This is a genomic window from Terribacillus saccharophilus (assembly GCF_002272075.1).
In the GTDB taxonomy this organism is placed as follows: Bacteria; Bacillota; Bacilli; order Bacillales; family Amphibacillaceae; genus Terribacillus; species Terribacillus saccharophilus_A.
In genome coordinates, this window is sequence record NZ_NPBJ01000006.1 from 32,048 (window position 1) to 51,980 (window position 19,933).

At 39.4% G+C, this 19,933-nt stretch carries 24 protein-coding genes and 1 riboswitch; of the genes, 8 read left to right on the plus strand and 16 right to left on the minus strand.

What is annotated here, in order from left to right:
- Positions 1-2: 2 nt before the first annotated feature.
- Positions 3-794, plus strand: a complete 792-nt coding sequence (locus tag CHH48_RS05055) for an ABC transporter ATP-binding protein (protein ID WP_095218236.1) — start codon at positions 3-5, stop codon at positions 792-794.
- Between the two features lie 312 nt (positions 795-1,106).
- Complete coding sequence (locus CHH48_RS05060) at positions 1,107-1,388, plus strand: phospholipase (protein WP_095218237.1); 282 nt, start codon at positions 1,107-1,109, stop codon at positions 1,386-1,388.
- A 144-nt stretch (positions 1,389-1,532) separates the two neighbouring features.
- Here CHH48_RS05060 and CHH48_RS05065 read toward each other — a convergent pair whose 3' ends face one another.
- The 4 genes from CHH48_RS05065 to CHH48_RS05080 are packed head-to-tail and all read right to left on the minus strand — an operon-like array spanning position 1,533 to position 5,286.
- Positions 1,533-2,165 (minus strand): response regulator, encoded by a 633-nt coding sequence (locus CHH48_RS05065; protein ID WP_095218238.1) that lies wholly within the window; start codon positions 2,163-2,165, stop codon positions 1,533-1,535.
- 13 nt (positions 2,166-2,178) lie between these two features.
- Complete coding sequence (locus CHH48_RS05070) at positions 2,179-3,219, minus strand: sensor histidine kinase (RefSeq protein ID WP_095218239.1); 1,041 nt, start codon at positions 3,217-3,219, stop codon at positions 2,179-2,181.
- Between the two features lie 10 nt (positions 3,220-3,229).
- The gene (liaF, locus tag CHH48_RS05075; protein WP_095218240.1) at positions 3,230-4,006 is read right to left on the minus strand and encodes a cell wall-active antibiotics response protein LiaF; all 777 of its coding nucleotides are present in this window, start codon (positions 4,004-4,006) and stop codon (positions 3,230-3,232) included.
- Positions 4,007-4,020: 14 nt separating this feature from the next.
- Positions 4,021-5,286 (minus strand): MFS transporter, encoded by a 1,266-nt coding sequence (locus CHH48_RS05080; protein WP_095218241.1) that lies wholly within the window; start codon positions 5,284-5,286, stop codon positions 4,021-4,023.
- 217 nt (positions 5,287-5,503) lie between these two features.
- On the opposite strand from CHH48_RS05080, the gene CHH48_RS05085 reads away from it, so the two are divergent.
- Both CHH48_RS05085 and clpP read left to right on the plus strand, forming a co-directional pair.
- Positions 5,504-6,142 (plus strand): sigma factor-like helix-turn-helix DNA-binding protein, encoded by a 639-nt coding sequence (locus tag CHH48_RS05085; protein ID WP_095218242.1) that lies wholly within the window; start codon positions 5,504-5,506, stop codon positions 6,140-6,142.
- A gap of 81 nt (positions 6,143-6,223) precedes the next feature.
- Positions 6,224-6,805 carry an ATP-dependent Clp endopeptidase proteolytic subunit ClpP gene (gene clpP, locus CHH48_RS05090; protein WP_095218243.1) on the plus strand — a complete coding sequence of 194 codons (582 nt, stop codon included), beginning with the start codon at positions 6,224-6,226 and terminating at the stop codon, positions 6,803-6,805.
- A gap of 83 nt (positions 6,806-6,888) precedes the next feature.
- On the opposite strand, the gene CHH48_RS05095 is transcribed toward clpP, so the two are convergent.
- The 7 genes from CHH48_RS05095 to CHH48_RS05125 form a co-directional block, all read right to left on the minus strand.
- A complete protein-coding gene (locus CHH48_RS05095; protein WP_095218244.1) occupies positions 6,889-7,140 on the minus strand; it encodes a hypothetical protein in 252 nt (83 codons plus the stop codon).
- 22 nt (positions 7,141-7,162) lie between these two features.
- On the minus strand, positions 7,163-8,506 hold the full coding sequence (locus CHH48_RS05100) for a TRAP transporter large permease subunit (RefSeq protein WP_095218245.1): 1,344 nt from the start codon (positions 8,504-8,506) through the stop codon (positions 7,163-7,165).
- Between the two features lie 49 nt (positions 8,507-8,555).
- Positions 8,556-9,449, minus strand: a complete 894-nt coding sequence (locus CHH48_RS05105) for a DUF1932 domain-containing protein (RefSeq protein WP_095218246.1) — start codon at positions 9,447-9,449, stop codon at positions 8,556-8,558.
- A gap of 12 nt (positions 9,450-9,461) precedes the next feature.
- Entirely contained in the window at positions 9,462-10,133 is a 672-nt protein-coding gene (locus CHH48_RS05110) for an RraA family protein (RefSeq protein ID WP_095218247.1), read from the minus strand.
- 144 nt (positions 10,134-10,277) lie between these two features.
- Positions 10,278-11,129, minus strand: coding sequence for a MurR/RpiR family transcriptional regulator (locus CHH48_RS05115; protein ID WP_095218248.1), 852 nt, complete (start codon positions 11,127-11,129; stop codon positions 10,278-10,280).
- Between the two features lie 171 nt (positions 11,130-11,300).
- Complete coding sequence (locus tag CHH48_RS05120) at positions 11,301-11,615, minus strand: DMT family transporter (RefSeq protein ID WP_095218249.1); 315 nt, start codon at positions 11,613-11,615, stop codon at positions 11,301-11,303.
- Positions 11,615-11,956, minus strand: coding sequence for a DMT family transporter (locus CHH48_RS05125; protein ID WP_095218250.1), 342 nt, complete (start codon positions 11,954-11,956; stop codon positions 11,615-11,617). The genes CHH48_RS05120 and CHH48_RS05125 overlap by 1 nt, the downstream gene beginning before the upstream one ends.
- A gap of 68 nt (positions 11,957-12,024) precedes the next feature.
- Positions 12,025-12,121: riboswitch (guanidine-I (ykkC/yxkD leader) on the minus strand.
- Positions 12,122-12,299: 178 nt separating this feature from the next.
- Between CHH48_RS05125 and CHH48_RS05130 the strand changes: the two genes are divergently transcribed.
- On the plus strand, positions 12,300-12,938 hold the full coding sequence (locus tag CHH48_RS05130; protein ID WP_095218251.1) for a DUF1349 domain-containing protein: 639 nt from the start codon (positions 12,300-12,302) through the stop codon (positions 12,936-12,938).
- A 169-nt stretch (positions 12,939-13,107) separates the two neighbouring features.
- Entirely contained in the window at positions 13,108-13,668 is a 561-nt protein-coding gene (locus CHH48_RS05135) for a class I SAM-dependent methyltransferase (protein ID WP_095218252.1), read from the plus strand.
- Between the two features lie 208 nt (positions 13,669-13,876).
- Here CHH48_RS05135 and CHH48_RS05140 read toward each other — a convergent pair whose 3' ends face one another.
- The 4 genes from CHH48_RS05140 to CHH48_RS05155 form a co-directional block, all read right to left on the minus strand.
- Entirely contained in the window at positions 13,877-14,728 is an 852-nt protein-coding gene (locus tag CHH48_RS05140; RefSeq protein WP_095218253.1) for an aldo/keto reductase, read from the minus strand.
- A gap of 198 nt (positions 14,729-14,926) precedes the next feature.
- On the minus strand, positions 14,927-15,526 hold the full coding sequence (locus CHH48_RS05145; RefSeq protein WP_095218254.1) for a histidine phosphatase family protein: 600 nt from the start codon (positions 15,524-15,526) through the stop codon (positions 14,927-14,929).
- Between the two features lie 358 nt (positions 15,527-15,884).
- Positions 15,885-16,142, minus strand: a complete 258-nt coding sequence (locus CHH48_RS05150; RefSeq protein WP_342747518.1) for an HPr family phosphocarrier protein — start codon at positions 16,140-16,142, stop codon at positions 15,885-15,887.
- A 135-nt stretch (positions 16,143-16,277) separates the two neighbouring features.
- A complete protein-coding gene (locus CHH48_RS05155; RefSeq protein WP_095218255.1) occupies positions 16,278-17,318 on the minus strand; it encodes an NAD(P)-dependent alcohol dehydrogenase in 1,041 nt (346 codons plus the stop codon).
- Between the two features lie 235 nt (positions 17,319-17,553).
- On the opposite strand from CHH48_RS05155, the gene CHH48_RS05160 reads away from it, so the two are divergent.
- The gene (locus tag CHH48_RS05160; protein WP_095218256.1) at positions 17,554-17,967 is read left to right on the plus strand and encodes a MerR family transcriptional regulator; all 414 of its coding nucleotides are present in this window, start codon (positions 17,554-17,556) and stop codon (positions 17,965-17,967) included.
- Positions 17,968-18,121: 154 nt separating this feature from the next.
- Entirely contained in the window at positions 18,122-18,868 is a 747-nt protein-coding gene (locus tag CHH48_RS05165; protein ID WP_095218257.1) for an SDR family oxidoreductase, read from the plus strand.
- Positions 18,869-18,950: 82 nt separating this feature from the next.
- Here the strand turns inward: CHH48_RS05165 and CHH48_RS05170 are convergent, their stop codons facing one another.
- Positions 18,951-19,859, minus strand: coding sequence for an AraC family transcriptional regulator (locus CHH48_RS05170; RefSeq protein WP_095218258.1), 909 nt, complete (start codon positions 19,857-19,859; stop codon positions 18,951-18,953).
- Positions 19,860-19,933 lie beyond the last annotated feature (74 nt).

The following is a 19,933-nucleotide window of genomic DNA, read 5'->3' on the forward strand; positions in this document are numbered from 1 at the left end:
ATTTGATAGTAGAGTTGGAGAAAGTTTCACTCAAAAGAGACGGTAACTGGATATTGCAGGATCTTGATTGGAAAATAGAAAAGGGGCAAAATTGGGTATTATTCGGGCTGAATGGCTCTGGTAAGACATCTCTGTTGAGTTTACTGAATGCCTACACCTTCCCCACGACCGGAAACATGTGTGTTTTGGGTATGGAGTTTGGAAAGACCTATCTTGCCGAAAAACTGCGAATACAAATTGGCTTTGTGTCCTCTTCTCTTCAACAAAAGTTCGACTTGGGTGATAATGCATTTGAAGTTGTACTTAGCGGTGCTTTTGCATCCATCGGGCTCTATGAAACACCTACAGATAAAATGAGAACAAGAGCTGCACAGCTGCTGCATGATCTGGGCTGTTTCGCTTATGCAAATAGACGTTACGAAACACTTTCACTCGGAGAAAAACAGCGTGTTTTAATCGCACGAGCTCTAATGGCAGATCCTCCCCTGCTTATCTTAGATGAACCTGCTAACGGATTGGATTTTTTAGCGCGTGAATCATTATTGGAATCCATTGAAAGAATCAGTAAAAAACCTGACGCACCTACTATCATCTATGTAACCCATCATATTGAAGAGATATTACCTACTTTTGACCAAACACTTTTGCTTAAGGATGGAAAAGTCTTTGCTTCCGGAAGTACAACTGACATGATCTCAAGCGAGCGGCTCTCAGAGTTCTTTGGTATTCCAGTCAACGTAATGTGGAATCAGAATCGCCCACTCCTTTCGAGAGTATTTGCGACAAATAAGTAAAGCTGCCTTTTTTAAAATAAACCCTTATCTAAAAGTGGAAACACTGCGTTATTGCATGAAGTACTATAAAAGAATATTATTTTCGACTAAAAGCTGCTGATTAGCGGCTTTTTTTATAGGAGTATTTATACTTTAAAGATATATGTACTATATCGATGTCAGTTACCCAGATTTCCTCCCATAACCTGCACGGTTCACATAGCAACACTAAAAAAAGCCTCAAGAATTTGTTGAAATATGATAACCGCTTATACAAATTGAATACATTGTGAATAGGTTGGACTATAGAGTTTCTTATAAGGAGGTCTTATAATGCCACAGAGGTTTTTCCGCTTCTGTATTTTCCCTGGATATAACTGGTGCGGTCCTGGCTGCAGCGGCCCTGGTGCTCCAGTAAACAAGGTAGATGCTGCATGTAAACAGCATGATATGTGCTATCGAAAACATGGTAATCGATGTGAATGCGACCAGATGTTTTTGAATCGGCTGCGTCCTCTAATCAATTCCCGCACACAAGAAGGACGACATGCAAAAACTGTCTATAACTATATGAAGCTTCAAACAGCAATAACATGTAGCAGATATAGAAAGTAACATCATTCCTTTTTTTGAAGAGCAGTTTGAAGCATTTTTTTAAAAAAGAATGCTCATATAGCATTCTTTTTCATTGGTACCAGAAGTATAGCGGGTATCTACTAAGATTAATTGTTAACCCAAACGTATCAGCATGCTATTATGTTAATACTTCAGCAATTTATTCTGATGCACATACACCGCTGCCTGCGTCCGATCATTCACTTGCAGTTTCGCCAATGTATTACTCACATGTGTTTTAACTGTTTTGATGCCTATGTACAGCTTATCCGCAATCTCCTGATTCGTCATTCCCTTGCCGATACAGCACAGTACTTCGAATTCCCTTTCGGTCAAATGATCATGCAGGAGCTGTTTTTTCTGGCGAAAGCTGTTCATCACTTTCGCCGCAACAGCAGCCTCCATTACCGTTTCACCTTTGGCTGCTTTTCTAATGGATTCGGCAATTTGCTCGGCTGTTGATGTTTTAAGCATATAACTGAATGCTCCTGCCTCCAAAGCCGGAAAAACCTGTTCATCGTCATAGAAGCTGGTGAGAATGATAATCTTAGTGGCAGACCCTGCTTTTATAATCTCTTTGGTAGCTTCTATCCCCGTGCCATCTTCCATGATCAAATCCATGAGTACGACATCTGGCTTTTCCGTTAGAACTAACTTGACACCTTCCCGACCGCTGCTCGCTTGGCCGATGACGTCAAATCCGTCCTCTGTTTCTAAATAAGCTATCAGCCCTTTTCTAACAATATCATGATCATCTATCACAGCAATTCTTATCATCGTTCCAACTCCTTCACTTCGTTGGTATTCGGAGACCTATTTGTGTACCCACACCTACGCTTGCCCGCAGCATAAACGTGCCTCCTAATTCTTCGCAGCGTTCTTGCATGGATTTTAACCCGAACGATGTTTTTCGCTGCTGCATAGCTGTCGTATCAAATCCTTTTCCATTGTCCTGGATAGTAACAGCCACATCCATTCCCCTCGTTAACAATTCAACTGTTACTTCACTTGCTTCTGCATGACGCAGTGTATTCGATAGAGCTTCTTGAATAATTCGGAACAGATGCTCTTCGACCGATTTAGACAACTCCATTGTTTCTTCGATCTGTATATGAAAAATGAGTTGGGTACGCTGTTTCAGCTCATCAACCAGCTTCCTGACTCCACTGCTTAAAGAGTCTCCTGAAAGATGGACAGGCCGCAAATGCAGAAGCAATGCTCTCATTTCAGTCTGAGCCTGCTGCGCAATCTGAGATACTTCTGTGAATTTGTCTTTTGCTGCTTCCGAATTTTTATCAAATAATTTCATGCCGGCTTTTGACATCATCGTAAGCGCGAATAATTGCTGGCTAACCGCATCATGCAAATCTCTTGCAAGGCGCTGGCGCTCTTCTATTGCTGCTGCTCGGTGAGCACCTTCTGCAAGCTCTGCCTTTTCATCCGCCAAACGTTGAAGCGATTTCACCTGCGTATGCATCTTATCTGTCAGCTCATTTAAATCTTTACCAATTCGGGCAATCTCATCGTTGCTGTTGTCTACAATCTTCGCTTGATAATTACCATTAGCAACCATTGTAATGAACAAAGACATATAATCCATACGATCCTTTATTTCTTTACTGTCTTGAAATCCAATAACAACGGATGTAATAAAATGAAGAAGCAGATATAGGAGAAAGAACGTGAAAATTGCTTGGACACTAAGCCACATAGGTTCCAGCAAAACATAGATAGACAGTAGGATACCAAGGAGTAGAATTGCATTTAGAAACAATGTGCGTAAATTAGTTTTAATGTATGAGTATCGAATACTATTAAGTTTTTTTAGCATCACTGTCACCTCAAATCCGATCCACTCTTATTCGCCCGGCCTTATAGTCGATGTAAATATCCAGCTTCCTAGTCGCATCTGCATAACCTGGAGTTTCATAATACGAGCTTTGGTTGATGCCCTCTGAAAGTTCTCCGAAAACATTTATCTCCCCAGCCTTAACCAATGCTTCCAAACGAAATTCCACGTTATCGGGGAGGATTATCCGTACTTCCCCGGCCCAGCCTTTAAGATGGAATGGTATTTCATCGTTCGGGATAAGAGCTTTCGTAAAATCTACATAGTACTCCCCTACAGCATTCTTCACCTGGGTAGGTTCAACTGTCCAGCCTTCACTTTCAAACCGATGCTCTCCAATTGCATAGTTATGGTTCTTCTTATACTTCTTTTTGTCTTTCTTTTTTTTAGTACCAGCTTCCCATTCCATATTCACATTAGATTTACGTTTATTTCCCTTCTTGCCAAAGCGAAGCAGACTAAATCCGAAGTAAATGATAAGAAGCGGCCAAAGCTTGAATACATCTTTAAATTCAAATGCAAGTACTTCAAAACGATCAAGGATAAGCAGTCCGCCAAACAGAATACAAAATATGCCGAACCAAAATCCTCCTTCTCCCCGCAAGAAATCAATTAATATTTTCAGCCCTAATAAAAGGATGAATACAGGGTAGAGATAATGCCAGCTCTGACTGTAATTCCAATCAATTGCACCTATGTTAGACAAGATCAGCACTAGACCGATCACTATTATTCCGATAGCAAAAAGATTACTCCATATTCGTTTCATATTATCCCACCTGCTTATAACATTTCTTGTTGCTCTACTTTATTATAACTGTTAAATGCAGTCAGTTGTTTATTCCGCAAGCATAAAATTCCAGTAATCATCACAAGAATTCCTCCAGTTATACAGAGAACCTGAATACTGATACCAATTCCAAGGAGTGCTGATGTTACCATATAAGACACTGGAATTAGGCCAGTTGAAGCAAGTGCCATGATACTCATCACCCGGCCAATCATTCGCCGATCGGTTGTTTGCTGCAGCATAGTTGAAATAGGGATATTGGTGAATTGAAGACATATACCAATAACAAAAATAGCTGCAGCCGAAGACCAGAAATGAAGCGCAGAACCGTATAGGATGAAAAATGCACTCATGATGATCAAGCTGAAAATTACTGTATGGCCTGGACTTTTAAGATTTTTTAGTAACACCAGACTAAGAGCAGCAATAAGAGATCCAATTCCTAATGCACCTTCTAAAATTGTCAGACCTAACGCATTTGTTTGGAAAACATCCTTTGCCAGCAGGGCAACAGATAAAGAAACAGGACCTGTCAGGAAAAAGTTGATAAAGAAACTTACTGTCATAATTGTCCGGATCAGCGGATTATGTTTTACATAGTGAAAACCTGCTTTCACATCTTCTAATGGGGATTTTTTCACTTCAGCAATTTCCTCATCCTGGGAGATGATTCGAAGCAAGGATATAGACACCGTAGCTGCGCATAACATGACTATTGCCAGAGTAAATACTGCTGAAAAGCCACCTAACACAATGAGGCTTCCGCCAATTGCTGGTCCCAGAATAGGACTAATCATATTCGTCATCTGAACCATTGCATTCCCTTGCTGCAGGTTTTCCGGTTTAAGTACTTCCGGCAATAACGACCCTGCTGCTGGGTAAGAAAAAGCATCTGAAACACCGAACAGTGCAGACAGAACCAGCAGGTGCCAAGGCTGCAGTATATCCATTAGCAAAAGTCCGATGACAATACCCACCAATACTGCCCTGGAACCGTCAGATAGAAGCAAAATTATTTTCTTTGAAAAGCGATCAGCTGTTATACCGCCAATAACAATGAATAATAATCGAGGAACGGAGGCTGCAAAGAAGAGCATTCCAAAATAAAAGCGATTATCCGTAATGGACAGCATCAACCACTCCGCGCCCATTAAGTACACATAATAACCTGGAGCGGAAAATAACATACTGATAAAAATGAGTCTAAAATTGCGATTGCGAAACAGCTGCCATTTGCTTACTGGTGCTACTTCTACCATTCTTTCAACCCTCTTTCCATTAGTTATTCATAGTATAAACAAATGGAAATACCCGGAAAACAATCTGCAGAATGGACTTGTATCCGCCTTAAGGCGGAGTCTTTTTTCCGACTGACAAAGCTGTTGCATCCTGTAAGAAATCTTCTTATAGTAAAATAAATGAATACCCGTATCTTTCTAAAAGATAAAAACGTCTAAGGAATAAAGGGGTGAAAAAATGAAGCAGCCCAAACAAGTTGATCGTCAATCACAGATAGAAGAAACAATGGATAAGTTATCGTATTACTGTTTGTATCTCACAAAGAATAAATGGGATAGTGAAGAAATAACGCAGGAGGCAGTCTTAAAGACGCTGATAAAATATCCCGAAGACACCTTTCCACCGCCTGTTAGTCTGTTGAAAAAGATTGCTTATCACGCCTGGATAGACAGAATACGTAAACAAAAGAAAGAAGAGCTTGTTTCTGAGATTCAGGATACAACGTTAGCTGAAAGACAAGACAACGTGCAGCAAATGGAGCAACTGCGAAAACTTACTCCAAAGCAGCTGGTTGTGTTTGTTTTAAAAGAAGCTTTCCATTATCAATCTGCCGAAATTGCAGATCTGCTCGAATTAAATGAATCAGCTGTAAAAGCGCTCCTGCATCGGGGACGCATAAATATTCAAGCTGACACGATACATCCCCTCGTCCGGAGCTCGTGGGATAACTTAGAACAGGAAGAGTTTTTTGAGCTGATAGAATTAACTCTCAACAGAGGCGATCCAGCAGAAATGATCCGCATTCTCCCTAATGTGTTTCGTACTTCCAAGCTCTACTTTCAAACAAATTCGAATCTATGCATGGCTGCAGCCTAAGGTTGCAGTTATTTTTTTGCCCATATCGTATGTCATTTTACATTCGTTCTAATTATGAAAAACGAAAGGAGAGTGTAAGTAATGACAGCAATACCTTATGTAGTGGAGCAATCGAATACTGGCGAACGATCTTATGATATCTACTCAAGACTATTAAAAGATCGAATCATTATGGTCAGTGAAGAAATTAATGACAGTATGGCCAATGGGATTGTAGCGCAGCTATTATTTCTAGCAGCAGACGATCCCGAAAAGGATATTTCGCTATACATCAACAGTCCTGGAGGTTCAATTTCAGCTGGTTTTTCAATACTTGACACGATGCAGTTTATCAAACCGGATGTGCAGACAATTTGCACAGGCATGGCCGCTTCTTTTGGCGCCATGCTGCTGCTTGCCGGCACGCCCGGGAAAAGATTTGCTCTGCCAAATAGCGAAATTATGATTCACCAGCCGCTTGGAGGTGCAAGAGGTCAGGCAGCCGATATTGAAATAACTGCTAAAAGAATCATTAAGCAAAGACAGCATATCAACCAAATGATTGCAGATTTTACCGGCCAGTCAATCGAGAAAGTAGCTGCCGACACTGACCGGGATTATTTTATGAGCGCTACGGAGGCGAAGGATTACGGGATTATTGATCAGGTTCTATTGCGGAAGTAAAGGGAGATCTCTTTTCCCCAAGAATACACCTTAAAATATAGTAAGACCTGAGTCATGAAAACTCAGGTCTTTTTTATGCTATATCAACTGCCGGACATACTTTTATCTTGTTCATTAACATTTTTCTTTTTTGGCAAGTAGTTCAACGAGAAACCGACAAGGCTGAATATTGCACTCAAAACAATTGTGGGATTCTTAAACCAATCTGCACTTTGGATGATAAGGTCTCCATTTTGCAGGATTAAGCCCAGAATCTGTCCAAACACCAGCAATGTACCGCATGCTAGGAATGCGACAAGAAATACTTTAAACAACAGTTCTGCAAGCTTTCGCATAATTACCAACTCCTTATCCCTTTTATACTGGAAGTATTTCCATTCCTATTAACCAGCCTATTGTTACAATTGGCAGCATGTAATATAAAATTAACGGTATGAATGTTTTTTCCGGTCTTGCTCCTGCTAGTCCGGATGCAATGAATATCGACCCTGAAGCTGGTGGAGAAGCTCCTTCAGTTGAAGAGAATGCCAGTATAGCTACTACTGCCACCAATGGGTCTACTCCGGCGGCTGTTAAAGCTGAGAAGGATACTAATCCAACTGCAGTAAGCGTTGCTGTAGAGGATAGCGGCCCTGCTACCAATGTAACCAATATACCTACCATAAGGACCATCAGCCATTTCGGTATATCAAGTGAAGATGTAATTTGACTCAAATCATTCGCAAGCCCTAGTTGTGATAGAACTTCACTGGCAGCTACCGCGAATAACATGAGCGCCCCAATTGTAGTAAACTGCGGGATAGCAGATGATAGCATCCGGGACCAATTCGCCAGAGATCCTGGTGTTTTGTTCCACCCGATTATCAGACTGATGATCATAATTAAAATTGGTATCCAAGTGATCAACGAAATCTGATCCATTGCCACTGGTCCAATGTTAGGATTGTTCGCTAATGCGTCCGCAAGCGGACCAACAGTAACGATTATCGGAATCAATGCACCGAAGAATATGAAAATGGATTTCCACCCTTGCTTAATGGCTTCCCTGAAGCCAACGATATCCTCTGAGGGAAGAGCCTTGATACCGTTTTTCTTGACAAGCAAGAATACTAAAATGATTCGGTATAAAACCTGGTATGCGCCGCCAATCAAAAGAGCAATATATAGGTCTCCCTCTGCAACTACAGCTCCTATTGGTGCAAACCCAAGCATGATGAACATAGAGGAATTCGGTGGTAATGCAGCGCCTAATCCACCATTTCCAGCTAGGATAGTCGCCGTCGTTTCACGGCTCCATCCAGATCTAATCATCCACTGTGCAGTGATTGATCCGGTTGTCGCGGTATTTGCCGAGTTGGACCCGGAGAGAGCACCAAGGACAGCAGAACCTACCGTACTCATGTAAGCTGCACCACCTGGCAGCTTTCCGATAAGTGAATTGAATATGCGTAAAAGAGCTTGAATCAAGTTGAGCTGATCAACTAAGAAAGCCATGAAAACAAAGGCAACAGCAGCGTATAAAACTTCATAAGTAGAAGCAAAGACTAAACCGTCCCAAAATAATTTTGGAGCATCTGTTCCGCCAAACAATACAGTGGCAAAGAAACCTAGAAACATCGCTTCCCCCATGTTGCGCTTTACTATTACATTCCAGATAATAATAACTCCTATGAACACTACCAGCGCAATAAAACCGGTCATCCGTTCTCCCTCCCTCTTGACACTAACCAAAAAATAAAACGCTTACAAATTAAGTGTGATATATTTCATTTTCCTTCATTAACAACGCAAGGATTTCTTCCCAAGTGTCTGGCTTGCTACCTTTATATCTGTCTGGAATATTCAATTCAGCAAGCCGTTCCAATTTCTTTTGTGCAGCAATCGATATACTCGCATCTAAATTGGATCCTTGCAGCATTTCGATACTGCCACTTAATTCCACCGCGCGTCTTTTTGCGTGGAGTGCGCTACCTGTTACAAGCCGATTCATTGTTTCAACAAATGTCTTGGCATTCATTGTTTCGTCAATGGAACGAATGGCTGGTTCTTCTACTCCATAAGTCTTGGCTGCTTCTAAAAACTCAACCATCAAACCAACGACACCTTTCATATAGATGCTTCTTATGAGTTTGAGAGCTGAAGCATCACCAGGATTGTCGCTTATTTTAGTAATTTGCATGCCATAATTCGCTAGGTTCTCAATAAATAGATCTGTACCGCTTCCACTTGCAGAGATTGGTACCTTGTGTTTATAAACAGGTAATGGACCAAGCATTGCTGCGTCCACAAAGAGAGAGCCTTTACCCTCTACCACACTGGCAACTTGTTTCTTTACTTCAGGAGTGGCAGCAGATACATCCACATAAACCAAATTATCCTCAAAGCTATCGGTTAGTGAACGTGCTACTTCCAACGTCTTGTTGGCAGGCACTGCAGCGATAACAATTGTACATAAATCCAAAACTTCATTAGCACTTCCCACAAGCTCTACATTTGCTTCGGAAGCTCTTTCTCTAATGCGTTCGGAGAGACTGGGTTCATCTAACAGAGCATCAAATGCATAAAATTTATCAATGCCTTCGCTATGCAATCCCAATGCCATTTCATAAGCAGCTTCTCCAAACCCGACAAAACCTAACTTCATATCTCTCAACCCCTATTCTTGGTATTGTTTGATCTTGCTTTCTAACCATTTTGGCGCTAAAGACATTGGATCAGGATGTTCCTGGTGGGAATATTTCGCAATTGCCTCCAGACGTTTTTCTTCATATGACAATTTTTCTGACGCCTTACGAAGCACTTCATCTATTTGATCGGCAGGTACAACAACTACACCATCATCATCTCCTACAACTAAATCACCAGGTGCTACACGGATTCCTCCGCAAGAGATGACTTCATTTATTTCTCCCGGGCCATCTTTAAAAGGACCATTCGGATTAAAGCCCTTGCTGTATATGGGGAACTTCAACTCATGCAGTGCTTTTTTATCCCTTACAAGTCCATCAACTACAATACCTTCAACTCCGAGGGCCTGAGCTGAACTAGCCATAAGTTCTCCCAAGTAAGCATTATTCGTGTGTCCTTTTCCATCGACCACTAAAACGTGGCCCTTCTTGGCTGAATAGATAGCTTGGTGAAGAAATAAATTATCTCCAGGTCTTAAGCTTACTGTCATAGCTGTACCTACAATTTCCATACCAGAACTTACTGGTTTGATCCGGTAATCCATCGAACCTGTGCAGTCCATAACATCAGCAAGAAGCGTCGTATTTAGCTTTTTAGCCCGCTCAATAAAATCAATTGGCAATAACGATACAGTTTCCATCTGTAATCCCCCTCGTAATATTTATTACTTATAATTAAAGTAAGGTAATGATTATTACTTTGATGGTGCGATCATACCACTTTATCCCATTCCGGTAAAGCGCTTTCATAAAAATATTCAAAATAAAAATGAGTTACCGCACAATTATCGTTTTGTGTGATAACTCATTTTTGTAAGAATTTCATTGATTTTATCTAGTCTCGGCTTAGTTCTTTCAGGATAATTTATAGCTAAAGCACTTAATATATAGTCCACGATAAAAATTGCTGACACAATGGAATTATGAGAAGCTGCACTTGCAGAGGAACAAGGTAAGATAAAATCAGCATACTTTGTTATTGGAGAAGAATAACTATCCGTTATTAGGACGATTTCAGCACCACAGGACTTGGCTACTTCTAACATATTTGCAATTCGTTCCGCATATCGCGGGTAACTTACTGCTATTATTAAATCTGACGAAGTGAGATTGATCGATTCATCAACCCATTCACTCTTATCCGCATCAATATATTTGCAGTTCCCAAGAATTCTATTTATCCCAAATGCAATGTATTCTCCTACTGGCCTTCCGCTCCGTACACTGGTACATAGGATGTTATTTGATGCTTCTATCTTTTTTATGATTTCTTGTAATGTACCTTCAGCAATGTTGTCTAAGGAATATTGAATATTATCTAATTGCAATTCAACATGCTGCTGTAAAAGTTCACTTTTATTAGCATCTTTTAAATTAGCTTCTAACCTAGTTTGAGGAGCAGCTTTATGCTTCATGTTTGCTTGGAGTTCTTTCTGCAGTTCTGAAAAACCTGAATAGCCAACTGCCGCAGAAAATCTCATAATAGTAGCTGTACTTGTTCCTACCGTTGATGCTAATTTGTCGACAGTAAGAAAAGCTACTTCCATAGGATGTTGTACAACATAATCAGCAATTCTCCGCTGCGCTTCCGTTAGTTCAAATGCTCTGGTTTGCAATCTATGAATTAAATCACCCAATGTATCACCTGCTCCTGATGAGATATGACATGAGAATTTAGTACGTCAACCGTCATTTTGATTCCTACTTAGTATAATAACACTTTTATTTTTTTTCCCAAAGTGGGATTCGGCTTACTCCAGAAAAGAGGTCCTCTCCGAATTGGAATAACCCCAATTCAGAGATACTTCCTATGAAACTAATTTCAATCCTACCGCTGCTCCCAATACCATAGCGATAAACAAGATTCGTTTCCAATCCTTAGATTCATTAAAGAATAACATTCCAATTATCGCACCGCCTGATGCTCCAATTCCCGTCCAAACGGCATAGGCTGTGCCCATTGGCAAGCTCCCCATCGCAATAGAAAGAAACAGAAAGCTTGCACCAAATCCAAGAATCAGCAGGACTACTGGTTTCCAGCTTTTATCCTTATGCAGTTTACTTATCATTGCTACACCAAACATCTCAAACAATCCAGCCAAAATTAAAAATGTCCACGCCATTACTGTTCCGCCCCCTCTGCTTCTTTATCTTTCGTAACAAGTTTCAGACCAATTACACCTGCAAGTAATAGAGCTACCAACAAGAACTTATTAAGGACAAATGGCTGTCCAAAGAAGAGAATCTCCGAGAAAAAGGTACCCGCTGTTCCCAGTCCTACAAATACAGCATAAACCGTTCCAACTGGTATATAGCGCCCGGCTCTTATCATCAGATAGAAGCTAATCACGATCGCTATTATAGTTCCAATCCATTCCAAAGCACCACTTGCATGTTTTAATCCAATAACCCATAGAACCTCAAATACTGCTGCCACAATAACCATGAACCAATGTTTGTTCAATTTTCCCACCTCCGGATTTTAGTATGTCCTTGAAAAGAAAAAAAGCCTGGGAGTAACTGTTAAACAGTTTCTCCCAGGCTTTTATCCTTCCGTGACACAGTGAATACTGTGAGTTTTCTCTCGGACCAGACCAGCTGCAGCTGCGGAACCCTAGAAAACATTTACAATATTCAATTCACTACATTCTATAGGGTCTTACTTAAAAAATCAAGCTTTAAATAGGAGTGAGACATTATTAAATGGACAAGGCATTAAAGAAGTATATCGCCCTATTCTTAGATAGGGATAGGAAAAGTATAATAATAATGAAATCCTAATGCTTGCAGAAATTGGAGGGATCCAAGTGGTAAAATCAGGACTTTTAGAAGAGAAATTTGAAAGTAGAGAATTAAATAGCTTATTCCAATGGCGTAATGAACCCAAGAAATGGTCCATTGACACAACAGCTTCTCAATTAATTTTAGAAACCGATCCGGAAACTGATTTCTGGCAAAAAACACATTATGGCTTTGAAAATGACAATGGGCATTTTCTTTATATGAAAACAGAAAAGAACTTTAGAATGACCACAAAGGTTAAAGCTTTGCCAAATGCAAAGTATGACCATGCAGGATTGATGATTCGCTACTCAAAGGATGTATGGGTTAAGACTTCTTTAGAGTATATAAGCACCAGTTTAAGTAAATTAGGCGCTGTTGTTACAAATCGAGGGTACTCCGATTGGTCAACCCAATATGTTAAAGATAAAGATATTGACTTACACTTTCGAATATCCAAGATTGGTCAAAATTGTTACATGGACTTCTCCTGGGATGGCGAAGAATGGATGCAAATGCGCATCGCTCATTTGGACATTCCAGATGATGCTCCAATTTCAGCTGGAATATTTGCATGCAGCCCTCAAGGAAAAAATCAATCTGTTCGTTTTGATTTTCTTTCTATAGAGGAGCTATCTTCTGATCCGAACGAAGCTTACTTATAACCAACTTTTCAACTACGCTGCCAAAGGGCAGCTTTTTTATGTTCAATTCATGTTAGAGACATTGTTGAGGCACTTTAAATAATCGTAGTGTATTACTATTTACAAAAAGATGCACATCAATTATAGTTATTATAGATATTCTTTATCCGCGATTAAGGGAGATATTTATATGAATCCAAAATTACAAAAGAAAATCAGCAACTTAGAAAATATCGAAAGATTTCCAGCAGATAAATTGTTTGAGTTCCTACCTATCAAGAAAGATGACAATGTATTGGATCTTGGAGCAGGTACTGGTTACATTTCTCTCGCTATTGCTGAACGTGTTAATACTGTATATGCATTCGATTATGATGAAGATATTCTTAATTACCTGGACACAGCAGCTAAGGGAAAAGGAATTGAAAATATTAAAACTATAGCAGGAAACTTTAAGGATATCACATTAGATAGTCATACTATTGATATAGCTATTGCTTCCATTGCTTTGCACGAAGTTCAACCCCTTTCAACAGCTTTGAAAGAGATCAATAGAATTTTAAAAGACAAAGGCTTATTCTTGTGTATTGAATTGGAGAAGACAGAGAACTCAAGCGGACCAAGAGTTTCTGCTAATGATATGGAATCTCAAATCCTCCGTGCTGGCTTTTCCATCGTTGATAAAATTTATCCATCAACAAAAATTGCAAATCAATCCGTCTATATTATCCTTGCTCAAAAGAATAAGTAATATACATTTATGGTGTCACTAGTGATGGAGCACCTGATAAAAAAGGCTGAAAATAAACTTTTTTATGTTCAGTCTTTTTGTGTTATGAGAGCCGTTAAATAACAAAGAAAGAGCCGTTTCCTTATAGAAAACAGCTTTTTATAGACTCTGCTCCTTACATATCAGGAAGTGTTTTAAAGTTCTTTATCTTATAAATTTGCAAATGTACTTAAATATCAAGCTTTCTTGTACTGATCCCCTTCACCATTTCTGGATCACGGTGTGAAAAGAACAAGCTTTGTTTGGTATCTAATGCAGCAATTTTTTTATTGTCTTCTTCAGTTAATTCAAAGTCAAAGATATCAAAGTTCTCAATTATTCTTTCTTTACGAACAGACTTCGGAATGGCAACGACACCTCTTTGTGTCAGCCAGCGCAGAATTACTTGAGCAACGGATTTTTTATACTTTTCAGCAATTGATACTAGGACCTCGTTCTGGAACATGTTATTTTTTCCTTCAGCAAATGGTCCCCAAGACTCTATTTGAACGCCGTTTTCTTTCATGAAATCATGACTGTCTATTTGCTGGCAGAACGGGTGCGTTTCAACCTGGTTTACTGCAGGAACGACTTCATTTTGAATGATCAAATCAATTAGACGGTCGGGGTGGAAGTTACTAACTCCTATCGCTTTCACTTTACCTTCCTTGTACAGTTCCTCCATTGCACGCCATGATCCATGAACATCGCCAAATGGCTGGTGTATCAAATACAAATCCAAGTAATCCAATTGCAGTCTTTCCAAAGATCTAGCGAATGCTCTCTTTGTGTTCTCATAGCCGGTATCCTGCACCCAAAGTTTTGTAGTAATAAATAACTCTTCTCTAGCTATACCGCTCCGTTTAATTGCTCTGCCCACTGCTTCTTCATTTAGATAGGAAGCAGCTGTATCGATCAGACGATAGCCTGCCATAATAGCGTCATAAACGGCTTGTTCACATTCGTTTTCATCTTGAATTTGAAAAACTCCAAATCCAAGGATAGGCATTTCCACACCATTATTTAAGTTTACTTTTTGCATATGAGATCCTCCTGACTTAATCTTCTTGCATTATGTTGTATCTTTTTATACAACTCCATTCTCTTATTATGCATTAGTTTATTAATAAGCAGGTATCCCATTCTTGTCAGATAAATGCCTAATCCTCTCATTCGACTCCATTATATTAAACAAATTAAAAAGACACTCGTAGGAGTGTCCCAGATTGTAATATTGGAGTTAAGAAACTATTGTAATCCCACCAATTAAGTCACTAAAGTCATGATTAATTATCTCAACTAATTTAAATTCCTTGTTTTCATATTCAAATTTCAAAATGCAGCAATTTCCGATTTTGTTTTGCTGTACGATAGCACTTGTATGTTCCCAATACCTCATAAAGTTTCTGCATGCCGCTCCATGAGAGACTGCTAAAACAACTTTATTATCTTCTTCCATAATTTTTTGACAGGTAGCCGCAACTCTTTCTTGTAATTCTTTTTGATCCTCACCGCCATACTTCACAAAGAAATCATTATAAGGCAGCGGCGGATTCAAATCTTCACTTTCCCCTTCAAACGTTCCAAAATTCCATTCCTTCAATCCTTTTAATCTTGTATAAGGCATATCTGTTACTAGTTCTAACGTGTCACTTGCTCTTTCAGACGTCGAACTGTATGCATCATCAAAGATAATATTACGCTCTTTAAAATACTCACCTGCAGTCTCTGCTTGTCTGACTCCTAATTCTGTCAGTGGTGAATCACACCAACCTTGAACTTTTTTTCTCTGGTTAAATAATGTTTGTCCATGCCTCATTAGATAAAGCGTCTTTTTCATCTGTATCCTCCCCATGCACTATTAGAAGAATATTGAGATATATAAAATGTACTTCAATCACTCAGAATTGGTTACCTTTTATTCTTATTTAGAATGAGAACTATACATACCAATAAAAGGCATTTTATAATGTATTAAGGTGAATCATACAGATACTTCTACTGCAAAGACATTAAAAAAACCGCTACGAATACTCTTCTTAGTTTTCGAACCGTTCCTTTTTATACAATCATCTTTTGTAAGAATGTACTCTTGCTGTTGTGTTTGAGGCTGGCTATAACCTGAAGTATTGCTTAATACTGATTCTATGGTCTAATTTAAATTCTAATGCAGCTCTTATTTTATGTGCTGGAAAGTTCTATTTTTCTAAAAGGAAACTCTTTAAAGTGTCAAAAGTAACATGCTCATCACACCCATGTACCATCAGCATGATTTCGTCACCATCCTTAACGTTCAAATCCATCACTCTCATAAGCTTTTTTCCATCACTGGATATTCCGCTTTTAGAAAGAATCACATCACTAGTAAAGGAACACGCTTTATCAACAAATATTGCAGTGTTCCTTGCTTGCAATCCTCGGTGAAGGTTCACTGTTATCTTTGTGACCAGCATCATTTCCACCTTCCTCAAAAAGTTTCAATAGTCTCATTACTAACTATGCCATGCTGAAACATGTACTTACTTCGTATAAAAAAGGATGGCCCAAAAGCTGAAAAATGGGACATCCTTTGAGATTGGCAGTTAAATATTTTACAACGTACTGTTATCGATAACAAAGCGATACTTTACATCTGAAGAAAGAACACGTTTATATGCTTCGTCAATTTCATCAGCAGCTATCACTTCAATTTCCGGAGCAATATTATGTTCTGCACAGAATTCTAACATCTCTTGCGTCTCACGAATGCCTCCGATCAACGAACCTGCAAACGAGCGACGATGACCGATGAGAGACATCACGTTTAATGACAACGGATCAGCTGGAGCGCCGACATTTACCATTGTGCCATCAAGATTCAGTAAGGAAAGATATGCATTAAGATCAATCTTTGCACTTACTGTGTTAATGATTAAGTCAAAAGTTCCTGCAAGCTTGTCGAATGTTTCTGGATCACTTGTTGCATAGTAGTTGTTTGCACCGAATTGCAAACCATCTTCTTTTTTCTTCAATGTTTGGGAAAGAACAGTCACTTCAGCACCCATAGCATGTGCAATCTTGACAGCCATATGGCCTAGACCGCCTAAACCAACGACCGCAATTTTTTTACCTGGTCCAGCTCCCCAGTGGTTTAGTGGAGAAAATGTCGTAATACCAGCGCAAAGCAATGGAGCTGCAGCATCAAGTTCAATATTATCGGGGATACTTACAACGAATTCTTCCGTTACGACGATATGGGAAGAATAGCCGCCTTGCGTAGGTTCACCGTATTTATCCACGCCAGCGTAAGTAGGAATATTTCCTTTATGACAATATTGCTCTTCACCTTTTACACAATTCTCACATTCTCCGCATGAGTCAACCATGCATCCGACGCCTACTCGGTCACCGATCTTATACTTCGTAACTTCGGAACCCACATCTGTAACGATTCCCGCAATTTCATGTCCTGGTACAAGCGGATAGTTTACTGCTCCCCACTCGCCGTGAGCAGTATGTATATCAGAGTGGCAAATCCCGGCAAACTTAATTTCGATTAAAACATCATGTAAATCAAGATCACGTCTTTCAATTTCAGCAGCTCGAAAAGATTTATCTGGACCGTCAACAGCTCGTGCTTTAGCGATTACCATTTTAAAATCCTCCATAAGATTATGATTTTAAGAGAATACAACTGGACAAATTCCATCCTTCCTTCTCTCGCTTACAATTCTAATCTTTAGAGTCAACTCTAAGTCAAGTGAATATTTTTTTAAAAAAATATAACTCAATCATGTCGCTTTGACGTTTAGTAAATCCTATGATAAAATCCTCCTCACTTATAGAGATAACTTAAAGGCTAAATAATCATGGAATAGGAGGAATACGATGAAGACATTTTCTATCAGTGAAGTTGCAAAAGAATTAAATGTCACCGCTTATACCTTGCGTTACTATGACAAGGAAGGCCTTATGCCTTATGTTGAACGCAAAGAAAGCGGCCAGCGATTATTTAAAGAATCCGATATTGCCGCTTTAAAAGTGATTGAATGCTTGAAATCAACTGGTATGCCGATTAAAGAAATAAAGACATTTATCGATTGGTGTACGGATGGCGATTCCACCCTTCAACAACGATTCGACATGTTTATGGAACGAAAAGCCGTTGTGGATATGCAGATAGCAGAATTAAAGAAAACGATGGAACTCATCGATCATAAATGTTTATATTATAAAACAGCATTAGATGCTGGAACCGAGGAAATACACAAGAACGACAAAATAGAAATTCCCCATTACTAATAAAAGAAGAGGCCCTCGTACTATCAAAAATTACGGGGGCCTCTTTTTCTATTGATGTAAGCAAATCCGATATAAACTTTTTTAAGTATTTCCCCTTGCTTTAGAGTCGGCTCTAAGTTGTAGGCTTATTGTATTCAGTAAGGGAGGAATAAATATGACAATCGAAAACAAAGTAGTTATAATCACTGGAGCATCATCTGGAATTGGGGAAGCAACTGCAAAATTATTGGCTAGCAAAGGAGCCAAAATAGTTTTGGGTGCTCGCCGTGAAGACAAATTAAAAGCATTGAAAGAGGAAATTCAACAATCTGGCGGTCAAGCTGTTTACCGCGTCACAGATGTAGTTAATCCAGATGATAGTCATCAGCTTGTTCAATTAGCGAATGACACTTTTGGTGGTGTTGATGTAATCTTCTTGAACGCAGGACTGATGCCTAATTCACCACTTTCCGAATTAAAAACGGATGAGTGGAACAGTATGATTGACGTTAATATTAAAGGTGTATTGAATGGTATCGCAGCAGTATTGCCAACATTTACATCTCAGAAATCTGGACATATTATCACTACTTCATCAGTAGCTGGGCTTAAAGCTTACCCAGGCGGTGCTGTTTATGGTGCAACAAAGTGGGCTGTCCGTGATTTAATGGAAGTTCTGCGTATGGAATCTGCTCAAGAAGGCACTAACATCCGCACAGCAACTATTTACCCTGCTGCAATCAATACAGAATTACTGGATACTATAACAGATAAAAATACTTCAGAAGGCATGACTGCATTGTACGAACAATACGGTATCACACCTGATCGAGTTGCCAATATTGTAGCGTTTGCTATGGATCAGCCAGAAGATACAAACATCAATGAATTCACAATTGGACCAACAAGCCAACCTTGGTAAAATTCAATTATATAACAATCTTAAACAGAGGCTGTCCAGAAAATATCGACAGCCTCTTTTAACTTTAAAGTAGCTCCTTACATCAAACATTTTCTTTTAGCTCCTCTCTTAATCTCTTCATATCCGCTCTGGGTGAAACTCCAAACATGCGGGCATATTCGCGAGTGAATTGTGACTGACTTTCATACCCCACTTGGAATGCGACCTCAGCTATATCGGGTAACTCCGCCATTAACAAACGCCTGGCTTCCTGTAATCTCAACTGTTTTTGAAACTGAATTGGACTCATAGCAGTCACCTCTTTAAAATGCCGATGAAGTGAAGACACACTCATATTCGCTATATCCGCTAAATCTTCTATTCGAAATGACTTTTCAAAGTCACTAATGATATATTCAATTACATCTCTAATTCTCATAGTATTACTGCCTACTACAGCCATTTGTTGCAGTGCATCCCCATTTGGACCTTGCAAAACCCAATACAATATTTCTTTCTTATATAGCGGGGCTAGTATTGGAATATGCTTTTGTTTGTCTAACAAACTAGCTAACCTAATTACCGCATCCAATAAAGAAGACTCTGACTCACCGATAAACATGGCTCTTTTCGTATCTTGTCTCTTTCCAGATCGTATACCAGTTTCATGTAAAACCTCTACTATATCCTTAGGCGTAAATTCAAGTTTAAGGGCAAAATAGGGAAAATCATATGTTGCATTAATTACTTGCCCGGTTACTGGCAGCTCTACTGATGCCACAATAAAATTTCCCGGTCCATATTTAAAGCATTCCTCCCCCAGCAATACTTCCTTTTCTCCTTGGACAATAATGCAAAAAGAAATTTCGTTAACTCTAGCGACAGGTTCACTGATAGTGGATTCACGGATAAGAAATAACGATTCTATAGATGTAGGATGAACACCGTCTGAATCTGTATACTTGCTAATAAGCTTGCCTAGTTCTTGCTGCTTGTCGTAATCACTGATCATCTCTTATTCGTCTTCTCCTTCGGTTAAGTTTAGTTTATTTTAATTGATATTCTTTCAGCTAGAAAGGTCTTTGA